The 13,489-nt window shown below is 69.6% G+C and carries 11 protein-coding genes; 5 read left to right on the top strand and 6 right to left on the bottom strand.

Going from position 1 to position 13,489, the window contains the following annotated elements; all coding sequences use genetic code 11:
- Positions 1-51: 51 nt before the first annotated feature.
- Positions 52-1,044, bottom strand: a complete 993-nt coding sequence (locus tag ACXJ3V_RS11455; protein WP_457100434.1) for a diacylglycerol/lipid kinase family protein — start codon at positions 1,042-1,044, stop codon at positions 52-54.
- Between the two features lie 127 nt (positions 1,045-1,171).
- On the opposite strand from ACXJ3V_RS11455, the gene ACXJ3V_RS11450 reads away from it, so the two are divergent.
- Positions 1,172-2,626 carry a DUF6421 family protein gene (locus ACXJ3V_RS11450; RefSeq protein WP_457100433.1) on the top strand — a complete coding sequence of 485 codons (1,455 nt, stop codon included), beginning with the start codon at positions 1,172-1,174 and terminating at the stop codon, positions 2,624-2,626.
- A 202-nt stretch (positions 2,627-2,828) separates the two neighbouring features.
- Complete coding sequence (locus tag ACXJ3V_RS11445) at positions 2,829-4,970, top strand: S8 family serine peptidase (protein WP_457100432.1); 2,142 nt, start codon at positions 2,829-2,831, stop codon at positions 4,968-4,970.
- Here the strand turns inward: ACXJ3V_RS11445 and ACXJ3V_RS11440 are convergent.
- On the bottom strand, positions 4,960-6,327 hold the full coding sequence (locus ACXJ3V_RS11440; protein WP_457100465.1) for an MFS transporter: 1,368 nt from the start codon (positions 6,325-6,327) through the stop codon (positions 4,960-4,962). The genes ACXJ3V_RS11445 and ACXJ3V_RS11440 overlap by 11 nt on opposite strands.
- A gap of 119 nt (positions 6,328-6,446) precedes the next feature.
- Between ACXJ3V_RS11440 and ACXJ3V_RS11435 the strand changes: the two genes are divergently transcribed.
- On the top strand, positions 6,447-7,121 hold the full coding sequence (locus ACXJ3V_RS11435; protein WP_457100431.1) for an SDR family NAD(P)-dependent oxidoreductase: 675 nt from the start codon (positions 6,447-6,449) through the stop codon (positions 7,119-7,121).
- 7 nt (positions 7,122-7,128) lie between these two features.
- On the opposite strand, the gene ACXJ3V_RS11430 is transcribed toward ACXJ3V_RS11435, so the two are convergent.
- Positions 7,129-7,632, bottom strand: a complete 504-nt coding sequence (locus ACXJ3V_RS11430) for an SRPBCC family protein (RefSeq protein ID WP_457100430.1) — start codon at positions 7,630-7,632, stop codon at positions 7,129-7,131.
- A 97-nt stretch (positions 7,633-7,729) separates the two neighbouring features.
- Here ACXJ3V_RS11430 and ACXJ3V_RS11425 point away from each other — a divergent pair, with 97 nt between their 5' ends.
- Positions 7,730-8,797, top strand: a complete 1,068-nt coding sequence (locus ACXJ3V_RS11425; protein ID WP_457100429.1) for a threonine aldolase family protein — start codon at positions 7,730-7,732, stop codon at positions 8,795-8,797.
- A gap of 15 nt (positions 8,798-8,812) precedes the next feature.
- On the opposite strand, the gene ACXJ3V_RS11420 is transcribed toward ACXJ3V_RS11425, so the two are convergent.
- Together ACXJ3V_RS11420 and ACXJ3V_RS11415 are read right to left on the bottom strand one after the other, a co-directional pair.
- Positions 8,813-10,741 (bottom strand): M3 family metallopeptidase, encoded by a 1,929-nt coding sequence (locus ACXJ3V_RS11420; RefSeq protein WP_457100428.1) that lies wholly within the window; start codon positions 10,739-10,741, stop codon positions 8,813-8,815.
- A 61-nt stretch (positions 10,742-10,802) separates the two neighbouring features.
- Positions 10,803-11,462, bottom strand: a complete 660-nt coding sequence (locus ACXJ3V_RS11415) for an NUDIX hydrolase family protein (protein ID WP_457100427.1) — start codon at positions 11,460-11,462, stop codon at positions 10,803-10,805.
- 103 nt (positions 11,463-11,565) lie between these two features.
- Between ACXJ3V_RS11415 and ACXJ3V_RS11410 the strand changes: the two genes are divergently transcribed.
- A complete protein-coding gene (locus tag ACXJ3V_RS11410) occupies positions 11,566-12,219 on the top strand; it encodes an alpha/beta hydrolase (RefSeq protein ID WP_457100426.1) in 654 nt (217 codons plus the stop codon).
- Here the strand turns inward: ACXJ3V_RS11410 and ACXJ3V_RS11405 are convergent.
- Positions 12,211-13,314, bottom strand: coding sequence for a heparan-alpha-glucosaminide N-acetyltransferase domain-containing protein (locus ACXJ3V_RS11405; protein ID WP_457100425.1), 1,104 nt, complete (start codon positions 13,312-13,314; stop codon positions 12,211-12,213). The genes ACXJ3V_RS11410 and ACXJ3V_RS11405 overlap by 9 nt on opposite strands.
- Positions 13,315-13,489: the final 175 nt, after the last annotated feature.

Raw genomic sequence — 13,489 nt, 5'->3', positions numbered from 1 at the left:
CGCCGTCGAGAAACCACATCCACGCCGAGACACCACGCATCGCGGTGTGTCTCATTCGGAATGTGGTTTCTCGGCGGCTGTGGAGGTCGGGGCGTAGACGCGCAGCGCCGAAGGCACGGCGACGCAGCGCAGGGTGAAGCCGGACGGGTCGCGCTCCTCGAGCTCGCCGTCGTGCACGAAGACGCACGGGCCGCCGGCAGACGGGCGCACCGCCACGTCGAACGAGGGCAGCACCAGTCGTTCGAGGTCGGCATCCCGCGGCATCAGCCGGAGGGAGCGCAGCACCGTGACGGTGCGCGGGCCGAAGGCGAGAGCCGTGATGGCCTGCGACCGGGAGCCGCGGGCGTGGTGGATGCGGATGTCGAGCACGCCGTCGTCGGGAGTCTCGCGCTGCATCGTCGCGACGAGGTCGGGATCGTTCCGGCCGACGCCGATGAACACGGACCACACCGATGCCCGGCGCCCTGCGCGCACGATCGTGACGGGTGTCGCCCCACGCAGCTCTTTGGTGGCGGCGACCAGACCGCCGGCCCACTTGCCGAGCGGCTGGTGGCTCTCGCGCTTCTCGAGGAAGGCGGGGTACGTGCCGACCGAGACGGCATTGAGCACTGTGATCGGGTCGTCCTCGTCGGCGGTCACCTCGAGCACGGTCACCGTGCGACCCGACCCCGCCTCGAGCGCATCGATCGCCACGTCGACGTCGTCGAGCCCGATCGCCCGCGCGAAGTGGTTGAAGGTGCCACCCGGCATGACCAGCAGCGGCACGTCGTATTTCCGGGCGAGTCCCGCCATGCGCGACACCGAGCCGTCGCCCCCGTAGACGCCGAGCACCGCAGGGGCGGCGTCGCCGGCCATACGCTGCGCGACGACGTCGGCGAGGTCCTCGCCCTCGGCGAGCACGTGCACGACCGCGGCCGGAAGACGCGCCGCGAAGGTCGGACCAGGGTCGGCCCGGAGCACTGCGGTCCCGGACTGGGCATTCCGGATGATCAGCACGCCGTCGCCGCGTGCGACGGGCGGGCACGCGGCGGTGGAGAGGTCCATGAGGCAGAGCGTACGCGCATCCAGATCGCCGATCGGTCCGGCAGAGCGCCCCGGTACGCTGTTCCCAACCCATCCACCACCGCCGCCCGCGCGCGGCCTGATCCTCAGCAGATCGGAGGTTCCCCACATGTCCAGCACGATGCACACCACCCCCGGTGCACAGAAGGCGATCATCGGCGAGCCCGAGGTCGTCGAGGACGACGCGAACGCGACCGGCCCGGTCGAGGCATCCGATGCCTGGCTGTCTTTGAAGGCAGCTGCGACCGCGTTGCAGTCGCTGCAGGCTCAGGACGGCTCAGTTCCGGATGCCGCGGCCCACGCCGCCGCGCGCGATCAGGTCACCGCGATCACCGCGGCGATCGAGGAGCTGAGACCCCGGTTCCGACATGACGACGAGTACCTCGAGTCGTCGATTCGGGACTTCCAGCGCTGGGCCGAGGGGGACTTCGGCGTGCCCGATTTCCTCGACTCGCTCATCGCCTTCCAGCCGCAGCGGCACCGGGTCGACGGCATCCGTCATCTCGTCGTGTTCCCGATGTACACGCAGAACGGGTCGCGCAATCGATTCGTCGAAGCGCTGATCGTCGAAGTGATCTGGCCGGAGTTCATCGCGCAGCTGGAGGCCGGCGACTACGGCAACAAGCTGTTCGTGTCGCTGCGACTCGTCGATTTCACGCCGGGCTACGACACGAACTCCGCGGTGCTGTTCCCCGAGACCGTGGCGATGCGGGAGATCCCGACGTTCACGTGGGGGGCGATCTTCCAGGACCGCGAGGCAGCGCGCTACCGGCGAGTGGGGCGCGCGGCAGCCGAGATCACCAAGCTCGACATGCCCGCCGAGGCGGCCCGGATGCTCGACGACCAGGCGCTCGCCGAGCGGACGTTCGTGATGTGGGACATCATCCACGACCGCACGCACATGCGCGGCGATCTGCCGTTCGACCCGTTCATGATCAAGCAGCGGATGCCGTACTTCCTGTATTCGCTGGAGGAGCTGCGGTGCGACCTCACGGCGTTCCGCGAGTGCGTCGCGATCACGGCTCGCCTGCGGGCACGGGTGGATGCCGGCGATGCGCTGGACCCAGTCGAGGCCGAGACCCTCGAGCAGGCGGTGCTCGTGCAGTACGCCGTGATCTTCGACCGGATCTTCCGGTTCGCGATCACGGGCACACGCGTGCGCAACTACGACGGGCTCGGCGGTCAGCTGCTGTTCGCGTGGCTGCACCAGCGTGGGGTGCTGCACTGGACCGACACGTCGCTCGCCTTCGACTGGGACGGCGTCCCGGCGGCGGTGGTCGCCCTCGGCGACGCGATCGACCTGCTGTACTGGCGCTCGATCGACCGGCCGAAGGTGGCGCACTGGCTCGCCGCGTACGAGCTGGTGCGCTCGACGCTGACGCCCCATCCGGCGTCGGCGTGGGCGCGCGGACTGCCGGACGAGGTGCTGTCGGGACTTCCGAAGGGCTACACCGACGCCGTGCTGGACGATGAGTTCCCGCTCTCGATGTTCTTCGAAGCCCTCGAGAAGAAGATGCGTCCGGTGATCGAGTCGACGTCGGGGATCCGGGCCACGGACGTCTGACGCCTGACGCCGCGAACTGACAACGCCACGCCGCGGGCGCCTGGTCGACGGATCCGGCACCCGCGGTGCGGTGTTATCACGCCGGTGCGCGACAAGCAAGATCTTGCATTCTCCCGAGCGCACCCGGAAGACTTCACGAACCCGCCCTCCCCCTGCTGTGAGTCGTGGGTCCGTCATGTCCCACCCCAGAAGGGTCCACAGAATGGCATTCATCGCTCGGCGGCACACCGTCGCCTTGGCAATCGCGACCACATTGGTCACGATTCTCGCTCCGATCTCGGCTGCGTCGGCGGCACCACCGTCGAACAGCGACTCGACCGAATCCTCGGCGGTCGACGCGTCGACCGCCCTGGTCGTGCTGAAGGGCGACCCGGTCGCGACATCCACCTCGGTCGATCGCAAGGGCAAGCGCGCGGACCTCGATAGCGCGAAGACCAAGTCGTATCGCGCCGTCCTCGCCGCCCAGCGCAACGACTTCAAGAAGTGGCTGCAGACCAACGCACCGAAGGCGAAAATCACCGGGTCGGTCGACGTCTCGCTGAATGCGGTGTCGGTCACACTCAACGGCACCTCTCTCGACCTGTTGAAGACCGCACCGCAGGTCACGGACGCCMAGTACAGCGGGCTCTACCACMCCACCGACGACGACCCCGACCTCGCCCTCATCAACGCGGTGCAGGCCTGGGGAGGCGGCGGCGCGGCCGGCGCCGGCGCGGGCATCAAGGTCGCCATCATCGACACCGGCATCGAGGAGTCGCACCCGTGCTTCTCCGGCTGGGGCGACAAGGACGGCGCGAACAACCACACGAACAACAAGGTCATCGTGGCGAAGGTGTTCGCCAACAAGGCGGCCAAGCTCGGCTTCGACGAGACCGCAGTCCAGGATCATGGGACGCACGTCGCCGGCACCGTGGCATGCAACATCGGGACCACCGCGATCGTCGACGGTGTCACGATCCCCCACACCATCTCCGGTGTCGCCCCCGCGGCTCTTCTCGGCAACTACAACATCTTCCCCGGAACGATCGAGGATGCCCGCAGCGAAGACATCCTGAACGCCCTCGACGCCGCCTATGCGGACGGCATGGACGTGGCGAACATGAGTCTCGGCGGCGATGCGCAGGGCCGGCACGATCTGCTCACCAACGCCATCGACAACCTCGACAAGGCCGGCATGCTCATCGCCGTCGCGGCGGGCAACTCCGGCCCCGGATTCGGGACGGTCGAATCACCCGGTTCCTCGGCGAATGCCCTCACCGCCGGCGCTTCGTCGGTCCCCCACCAGGTCGCCTACTCCGTCAGCACTTCCAAGGGCAAGGCCCCCGGTGTGGCGGGCGACTTCGGCACCCCCGCCCCCGGCCCCCTCGGCATCATCGACGTCGTCGAGGGAACAGGTCCGGTCCCCGAACTCGCCAACGTCAGCCAGGCGTGCGAGACGCTCCCCAAGGGGACCGGTGTCGCGGTGATCTCTCGCGGAACCTGCGACTTCACGGTGAAGGTGCGCAATGTGCAGGCGGCCGGCTACAGCGCGGTGATCGTGATCAACCGGGTCGATGGCCTCCTCGCCATGGGCAGCAACGGCGAGCCCGACCAGCCGATTCTCCCGAGCATCCTGATCTCGCTCTCGGATCGCGCTGTCGTGCTGGGAGCCGTCGGGGAGCCGGCGACGCTCAACGCGCCCGCCTACTTCAATCCGCTCGGCGCGAAGAACCAGCTCGCGGACTTCTCGAGCGAGGGCCCGACCGACGTCGACTTCCGCATCAAGCCCGACCTCGTGGCTCCGGGTGTCAACGTGCTCTCCTCGGTGGTGGGCGGCAAGTTCGCCTTCTTCAACGGCACGTCGATGGCAACGCCGCACCTCGCGGGCGCTGCCGCGGTGGTGATGAGCCAGCACAAGGACTGGGCGCCGTGGCAGGTGCGCTCGGCGCTCACCAACACCGCCAATCAGGGCGCCCTGACGCCGTTCTATGACAACAAGCAGGACGACCCGAACCTCATCGGCGCCGGCCTGCTCGATGTCAAGGCCGCGGTCGACGCGAAGGCGCTGCTGTCGCCGGTGAGCGTCAGCTTCGGCAAGGTGCCGAGCGGTGCGGGCAAGGCGTCGTCGACCACGGTCAACGTCCAGAACCTCACGGGTGGAACGCTGACGCCCGTGGTCGTCGCTGCGACCGGAGCTGCCACGTTCACGGTCTCGGGCCCCGTGGCCGCCGGCTCCGGCTCGTTCACGGTCACCGGAACGACCGCCAAGGGCGCCGCCGCCGGACCGGCGTGGGCGACCGTGGAGCTGCGGGATGCCGGGGGCAAGGCGGTGGCGCACCTGAGGGTGTACCTGGTCATCGCGTAGTCGGCGCCGACCGATCTTCGACCGGTCGATCAAGCGAACGGGAGCTCCCGGCCTCACCAGGCCGGGGGCTCCCTTCGTATTCCGCGGACAGGGTGCGATAGGCGCGCGTCGTGAACGCGAGGAGCGCGAGCACCACCATGACCAGCCCCGCCACGAAGAACACCAGGGCGATCCCCCGGGCTTCGCCCTCGCCGAGCAGCCAGCCCCACGTCTGCTGCCCGGCATCCGACTCCATGTACGGGATGATCCAGAACTGGGCGATCGGCGCGATCAGGAACGCGGTGATCGGCGCGGCCGACGCCTCGAAGGCCTGGGCGAAGCCGAAAACGCGCCCCTGCGTCTCGTACGGCACCACCTTCTGGACGACGGTCTGCTCGGATGCCTCGATCACCGGGATGATGCACATGTACAGCCAGATCCCCAGGGCGTACAGCCACCAGAACTCGCGGATCGTGAAGAGGCTGCCGAGCAGGCCCATGACGATGACGAACAGCAGCATCGTTCGGATCGGATTGCGGCCGAGACCGAACTTGGCGATCACCGCGCCGCCGATGATGAACCCGGTCGCGGTGATGCCGAGGATGACCCCCCACCACTCGACCGGGAAGAGCGTCAGACCATACGGGTCCATCAGGGCCATGTAGACCCCGCCGATGAGGTTGTTCAGCGTCGAGAAGAGGATGAGGGCGAACAGCCCCGACACCGCGGCGACAGCGCGCACGCTGCCGCGCAGGTCGATGAACGGGCGCTTCTCGGTCGCCGCAGGCGGCGCACCCTCGGGGATCCGGATGAACAGCAGATGCACGAGCGCCGCGGCCGTGAGCACGAGCGCGATCAGGAGCGCCCAGCCCATGCCGAGAAGCCCGATGGCGAGACCGCTGAAGATGCTCGTCACCATGAAGGCCATGCCCTGGACGGTGCCGACCAGACCGTTGGCGTTGGCGTGGCGCTCCACCGGCACGAGCAGGGTGACCGTGGTCGACAGTGCGATGCTGCGGAGGTTCTCGACCACGGCCCCGAGCAGGATGATGCCGGCGAAGAGCCAGAACCAGGGTCCGCCGAGATCGATGAGGGTCGACTCCGGGAAGGCGAGATACAGCGCGCCGGCCGCAAGGAACGCGACCAGCGTCACGACGGCGGAGGCCACCATGACGCGATGCTTGCGGTGTCGATCGACGAGGGTGCCGAAGAGCATCCCGAACAGCGCAATCAGCAGCATGTAGACGCCGCCGATGATGCCGGTCGCGAGCACCGACTTCGTTTCGAGGTAGGCCCAGAACGTGAGCGCGAACCAGAGGAAGCTCGTCGTGATGTTCGCGGCGCCGGTGTTGATCAGCACCTCCAGGAAGATGCGCATGCCGCCCGGCGGGGCGAGCACGGTCTCATCTCCAGGATCTGGCGGGGCGGCGTCAGCTGCCATGGCCCCGAGGGTAACGTCCCCCTGCGACATTGGGAACCCGATGGGAAGATGAGCGAATGACGACAGTCGCGCTCCCGCGCACCCTCCTGCTCGCCGGCGGAACGAGCGCCGTCGGCGCCGTCGTCGCCCGCGCCGCGCTCGACCGCGGCGACCGTGTCGTCATCGTTGGGCGCGACGAGACAAGACTCGCCTCCCTCGAGCGGGACCTGCCGGGGATCGTCGCGGTCGCCTGCGACCTCACCGACGAACCCGCGGTGTTCGCCCTCGCCGAACGACTCCTCGGCGAGGTCGGCCGGGTCGACGGCCTTCTGCACCTCGTCGGCGGATGGCGCGGCGGCGGGGGTCTCGCCGGGCAGACCGAGGCCGACTACCGATTCCTCGAAGTGTCCTTCACCGCCCTCCGGAACGTCACACGGGCCTTCGACGCCGACCTGCGGGATTCGGATGCCGGGCGTCTGGCGATCGTCTCATCGACGGCCGTCGCGCGGCCCCTCGCCGGCGGGGCGAACTACGCCGCGGTCAAGGCCGCGAGCGAGGCCTGGACGCGCGCGGTCGCCCAGGGCTTCGCCAAAGCAGCTCGGGAGGCCGGCGAACCGCTGCGCGCGGCATCCGTCATCTTCCGGGTGAAGGAGCTGGACGGGCTCGAGCACACCCTCGCCGACGCGTTCGTCGGGCTGTTCGCCGAGGATGCGGGGTCCCTCAACGACACGGTGATCGACCTCACGCGATAGCCGGCCTTCAGCGGGTGGGAGGCGACACCAGCTCCGCCATCTTGTCGAGGCACTGATCGAGCCCGCCGCGCGACAGATCGCGGGCCGCTTCAGTGGTGTAGCCGTGCTCGGTCATCTCGAGCCGGGTGCGCCCGTCGCCGAGGTCGGTCAGCAGCACTTCGTGGTGACCCTCGGCCGGAACGCCCTCGATCGGGATACCCGCCTCGGCGGGCGTGATCGGCGTGCCACTCGCATCGGCGAACCGGTGCACGTAACGCAGCACGCTCGGCGGATCGATCTCGGTGATGTCCCACGCGCTGTGCTGCTCGAAGCCACCCCACTCGGCCGGTGCGCGCATCGTCACGAAGATACGCCCGCCCGGGCGGACGTCCGCCTCCGCATGCGGGCAGGTGAACCCGGTCGGTCCCCACCACGAGCGCAGATCCGCCGGGGTGGTCCACGCAGCCCACACCCGCGCGATCGGCGCATCGAATTCGCGCTGGACCTGGACATCGAACGTCTCGCTCGTCATGTCGTCTCCTCCGTCATCCCGCCTCGAAGGTAGCGCCGGCGGGGGACACTGTCGATGGATGGAGGGAGCGGATGCCGCGGCCGTAGGCTTGATCCCCGTGACCACCATCCACGACCCGAGCGTGCGCGGCTTCGCGTCCGACAACTACTCCGGCATCCACCCTGAGATCCTCGCCGCGATCGCAGCGGCCAATGACGGGCATCAGGTCGCGTACGGCGAGGACGCATACACCGCCCGCCTGCAGGAAGTGATGGTCCGGCACTTCGGCGAGGGCGTCGAGGCGTTCCCGGTGTTCAACGGCACCGGGGCGAACGTCACAGGGATCCAGTCGATGCTGCCGCGCTGGGGCGCGGTGGTCGCGGCATCCACCGCGCACATCAACGTCGACGAAGGCGGTGCGCCGGAGCGGGTCGCGGGCATCAAGATCCTGAACATCCCGACGGACGACGGCAAGCTCACCCCCGAGCTCATCGACCGCGAGGCGTGGGGCTGGGGCGATGAGCACCGCGCGCAGCCCCTCGCGGTGTCGATCACCCAGTCGACCGAGCTCGGCACGCTGTACACGCCGGACGAGATCCGCGAGATCGCGGACCACATCCACCCGCTCGGCATGCGCCTGCACCTCGACGGGGCGCGCATCGCCAATGCCGCGGCATCCCTGGATCTTCCGCTGCGGGCGTTCACCCGCGATGCGGGCGTCGACGTGCTGAGCTTCGGCGGCACCAAGAACGGCGCGATGGTCGGCGAGGCCGTCGTCGTGCTCAATCCCGAGGCGGCGACCGGCCTCAAATACCTGCGCAAGCTCAACATGCAGCTGTCATCGAAGATGCGGTTCGTGTCGGCTCAGCTGATCGCCCTGCTCGAGGGCGACCTGTGGCTGCGCAACGCGCAGCACTCCAATGCGATGGCCGCGCGGCTGCGCGCCGGCGTCGAGGCGGGGATCGCGGAGGGGCTGATCCGGGGGGTCGGCTTCACGCAGCCCACGCAGTCGAACGGCGTCTTCGCGACGCTGCCCGACGGCATCGCCGACCAGCTGCGCGAATCCTTCCGCTTCTACGACTGGGATGCCGCGAAGAACGAGGTGCGCTGGATGTGCAGCTTCGACACCGCACCGGGCGACGTGGACGCGTTCGTCGCCGAGCTCGCGCGCCTCACCAACCCCTGACCCGACGCAGGCCGATCAGGCGCCCGGCGTGAGCCACTCCCGGTAGGCGTCGAAGGAGTACGGGCGGCCCAGGAACGACTCGACCAGGTCGCTCGCGTCCCGGCTGCCGCCGGGCTCGAGGATCTGCTCGCGGTAGCGCGCCGCGACGGCCGGATCCATCAGGTCGCCGCCGAACGCCGACAGGAGGTCACGGGCGATCACGAGGCTCCACTGGTACGTGTAGTAGCAGGAGCCGTAGCCGGTGAGGTGCCCGAATCCCGCGTAGGGGTGCAGCCCGCGCAGAGGCTGGACGGGTGAGGACGTGGCGTAGATCCGCTCCGTCTCCGCCTGAAGGTCGTCGGGACGGTCGACATGGAGGTGGTACGAGACCCGTGCGTGCCCCAGCTGCCGACGCACCTCGAGCGCTCGGCCGAAGGCGTCGGCCGTGCGCATCCGCTCGACCAGCTCGGCAGGGATGGGGTCGCCGTCCGCGTTCGCGGTGAAGGTCGCGAGCACGGCGGGATCCCACGCCCACTCCTCCAGCAGCTGGCTCGGCGCCTCGACGAAGTCCCACTCCGTCGCCACGCCGGTGAACCGCGCCCAGTGCTGGGCGCCGCCGAGGATGTCGTGCACGAGGTGGCCGAACTCGTGGAAGAAGGTCACGACCTCGTCGTGGGTCAGCAGTCCCCGCGCGAAGTTGCACAGCAGCACGGCCTCCGGCAGGACCCGCCCGATCACTCCGGGAGCGAGCCCGAAGCATGCCGCGTGGTTGAACTTGCCCTCGCGCGGATGCAGGTCGAGATGGATGCGGCCGAGCACCTCGTCGCCGCGCAGCACGTCGTACGACTGCACGTCGTCATGCCAGGTCGCGACATCCGCCGGCACGTACCGGACGTCCAGCAGCCGCCCCGTCGTCTCGAGCACGCCGGGCAGCACGCGGTCGAAGGAGAAGTACGCCCGCACCTCCTGGGCGTCCACGTCGTACTGCTCGCGCTTGATCGCGCCGAGCACGTACCAGAAGTCCGCGATCGTCACGGCCGCGGCATCCGGTGCGTCCTGCCGCAGCCGGTCCAGAAGCTGCGGGTATTCGGCTGCGGCCGCGGCGGCGGATGCCTCGTCCAGCCGGGCGAGGAATGCCGGGATCGCAGGGCCCTCGCCGATCATCCGCGGCTCGGTCTCGTAGGCCGCCCAATCGGCATAGCCGAGGAGCCGCGCCCGCTCCTCGCGCACTTCGAGGAGCTCCGCGAGGATGGGCTCGTTCTCCGGCCAGGCGAGGTCGTTGAACGCGGCGACGATCGCCTCCCGCGTCGCGCGGTCGGACGCGTACTCGCGCACCGGCATCAGGTCGGTGTACTCGGTGGTGAGCACGACGAGCCCGTCGTCGCCCGGCGGGTGCTCGTCGATGAAGTCCTGCGGGAGGCCGGCGAGCGCGTCGGGGGCGACGCGGATCTCGCGACGGCCCTCGCGGACGTTGCGCGCGAACGTGAGGCTGAGCTCCGTGTCGCGGTCGGTGAGCACGCCGACGCGTTCCCGCGTCTCATCGTCGAGGTCGACGCCACCTCGGCGGAAATCGCGCAGCAGATGCACGAGGAGGCGCCGCGCGTCCGCGTCCAGCCCGGAGACATCGGCATCGGCGAACACCGTCCACAGGTCGCGATCCAGCAGGCGGGCAGACGAGAGCGACTCGAGCGCCTGCACCTGCTCCTCGGCGCGGGTGCGCACGGCGGCGTCGGGATGGGCCTCACTGAGGAGATAGGCCTCGCTGGTCGCCTGCCGCAGGGCGAGATCGGCGTCGTTCCACAGCTCGAGCCTCGCGAGCGTCGGGCGTGCGGCATCCGACTTGAGCTGCTCGTCGACGCCCTGGACGAACGCCGCGGCGCGGTCGGGTCGGTCGCCGGCGAAGGCCAGCCAGCCGTCGGGATCGGTGGGGAACGAAAGGGGCGCGGGAGCGGATTCGGTCGTCACGCTGAGAGCCTACGACGCGGCGCGGCCGCGGCATCCGGAATCGTCCCGATGCGGTCGAGAGTCAGCGCAGCGCGCCGACGCTCGCGAGCGCGAGGCGGATGAGCGTGCCTCGGCCGCCTTCCATCTCGGCGGCGAGGGAATCGGATGCAGCTTCCGCCGGTGGCATCCAGGTCACCTCGAGCGCATCCTGGCGCGGCTCGCACGTGCCGCTCACCGGGACGACGAACGCCAGCGACACGGCGTGCTGCCGGTCGTCGTGGTAGGCGCTCATGCCCGGGAGCGGGAAGTACTCCGCGACGGTGAACGGCACCGGCTGCGGAGGCAGCAGGGGGAAGGCCATCGGGCCGAGGTCGTTCTCGAGGTGGCGGAACAGCGCATCGCGCACGGTCTCGCCGTAGCGGACGCGCCCGCTCACGATGCTCCGGGTGATCTCGCCGAGGGGCGTCGCGCGCAGCAGGATGCCGACGTCGATCACCGCACCTACACCGTCGGTGCGCACCGGAACCGCCTCGACGTAGAGGATGGGCATCCGGCGCCTGGCCTCGGCGAGTTCGATGTCGCTGAGCCAGCCGGGGTTGGAGGCGCTTGCCGGCGTCGGCGAGCCGAAGGTGCCGTCGCCGAGCGGGTGCCCCGGCCGCCCGAAGGACGCTCCGAGTCGATCACGGGGGTTGCCCTGGCCGTCTTCATCGTTCGGATCGGGATCGGGGGTTCGCACCGGCATGTCTCCTGTATACCCTTCCCTCGGCGTCGGAGCATCCTCGCGCCGCACTCCTGGACCGCGAATCCCCTCCCAGAACGTCGGAGTGCCGGGGCATGATGGAGGCGTGCCCGCCACTCCACCTCTCGATGACGACGTCGTGCTCTGGTCGGCTCCCGTTGAGGAGCGCGCCGAACGACCCTTGCTCGTGCTGCTCCACGGCTATGGCGCCGACGAGAACGACCTGTTCGGACTCGTTCCGTACCTGCCGCCGGAGTTCGTGGTCGCCGCCGTCCGGGCGCCCCTGCCGCCGCCATGGCCCGCTCCCGGGTACTCGTGGTATCCCATCGAAGGCCTCGAAACCCGCGATGCGGCGCGCGTCACTGAGGCGGCAGCACGCTTCATCGAGTGGCTCGAAACCATCCCCGCGCACGGCCCGATCGGGCTGGTGGGCTTCTCGCAGGGTGCGTCCATCGCGATCCAGGCCATGCGGCTGGACCCAGGCCGTTTCGCATTCCTGGTGAACCTCAGCGGATATGCCGCGCCGGGGGAACTCCCCGGCGACCCGCTCCTGGCCGAGCGCCGTCCGCCGGCCTTCTGGGGCCGCGGCACGCACGACGACGTGCTCCCCGAGGCGCTCATCGAGCACACCATCCAGTGGCTGCCCGGGCACGTCGACCTCAGCGGGCGCGTCTACCAGGGGCTCACCCACAGCGTCTCCGACGAGGAACTGGCCGACGTGCGGGTCTTCCTCCAGAAGCGCCTCGAGAGCTCAGGCTGAGTCGCTCGCGGCAACGCGCCTGCGCCACGGCCAGCGGTAGCGCCCGGTGACCAGCCCCATGAGCAGCTCGATCGGGCCGGTGCCGACGAACCGCCACCAGACCCAGGCGACCGCCGTCGTGCCCCCCACCAGGATGAAGAACCAGCGGTAGCCGGCGCCGTACCCGATCCCGCTGTTCATCCACAGCGCGAGCACCGCGACGTGCAGGACGTAGAGGCTGAGGGCGAGGGACCCGAGCGCGCGCAGCGGCTGGAACACCGCCGCGACGACGCGGGCAGGGCCGGATCTTCGGATCCCGGCGAGCCAGATCACCAGGGCATACACGAGGAAGACGAGGCCCACGTCGTGAAGGGTGTCGGGGTACGAGCCCGACGCGTAGAGGGCGGTATCCGTGAACTTCGCCAGGAGTGGACGCACGGCGTAGGCCGCGACGCCGATGCCCGCCATCCAGATCAGCAGCCGGCTGCGAGCCAGGCCGCCGCGCATCAGCAGAGCCCCCAAAAGGAAGAAGGGCAGCAGGTTCGTCAGGCGGTAGTTGTAGCCCACGAACACCCACGCTTCGAGATACCGCACAGCGTCCGGCTGATCGAACCCGGCGCGCAAGACGGCATCGGCGGCCCAGCTGTTCAGCGGCGCACTCACGAGCGCGACCGCCGCCGCCACGATGGCGAGCGGGATCGTGGGCAGGAACAGCAGCGGCGCCCCGACGATCAGCAGCACGCCGAGGTAAGCCAGCACGACATCGACCCACGTCCCCCACGACGCCAGCCACAGTCCGAGGGCGATCAGGATGAACCCGCGGGCGATCTGCTGGACGAGCAGCACCCCCCAGGATCGACGAGGGGTGCGGGAGGCGACGAGCTGGGCCGAGATCCCCATCGTGAGGGCGAACAGGGGTGAGGCGATGTCGTTGAGCTGACCCATCGCGAACGAGATCGGGCCCTCCTCGCCGCCCGGGAGCAGCGGATGGGCGTGCGCCACCAGCATCCCGAGCAGCGCGATGCCCCGCAGCACGTCGATGACGACGATCCGCCCGAGCTGCACCCTCGGTGCGGACGCCACGCGCCTCGTCGGCACCACCAGCTCGGCAGTCATGATCCCCCACCTTATGGTCGGGCCGCGGCATCCGGTATTCTGGTCTCTCCTGTTCCCGACGTGAGGGTCCTCCCGTGACAAAGCTCGACGCATCCGCGCCMGCATCCGCGCGCTGACCCGTCGACGCTCCTCTTCCGTGAGCTGCGCCCGGCCCTGAGAAAGGGTCGAGGCATCC

Source organism: Microbacterium sp. P5_E9, from assembly GCF_054049175.1.
The sequence above is the reverse complement of the archived record's forward strand: the minus strand, read 5'-3'. Positions and strand labels throughout refer to the sequence as shown.

Coding starts and splice junctions, on each gene's coding strand:
- ACXJ3V_RS11435 (WP_457100431.1), top strand. CDS start 6,447: ATGACGACAGTCGCGCTCCCGCGCACCCTCCTGCTCGCCGGCGGAACG.
- ACXJ3V_RS11405 (WP_457100425.1), bottom strand. CDS start 13,314: ATGACTGCCGAGCTGGTGGTGCCGACGAGGCGCGTGGCGTCCGCACCG.
- ACXJ3V_RS11450 (WP_457100433.1), top strand. CDS start 1,172: ATGTCCAGCACGATGCACACCACCCCCGGTGCACAGAAGGCGATCATC.
- ACXJ3V_RS11455 (WP_457100434.1), bottom strand. CDS start 1,044: ATGGACCTCTCCACCGCCGCGTGCCCGCCCGTCGCACGCGGCGACGGC.
- ACXJ3V_RS11415 (WP_457100427.1), bottom strand. CDS start 11,462: ATGCCGGTGCGAACCCCCGATCCCGATCCGAACGATGAAGACGGCCAG.
- ACXJ3V_RS11440 (WP_457100465.1), bottom strand. CDS start 6,327: ATGCGCATCTTCCTGGAGGTGCTGATCAACACCGGCGCCGCGAACATC.
- ACXJ3V_RS11430 (WP_457100430.1), bottom strand. CDS start 7,632: ATGACGAGCGAGACGTTCGATGTCCAGGTCCAGCGCGAATTCGATGCG.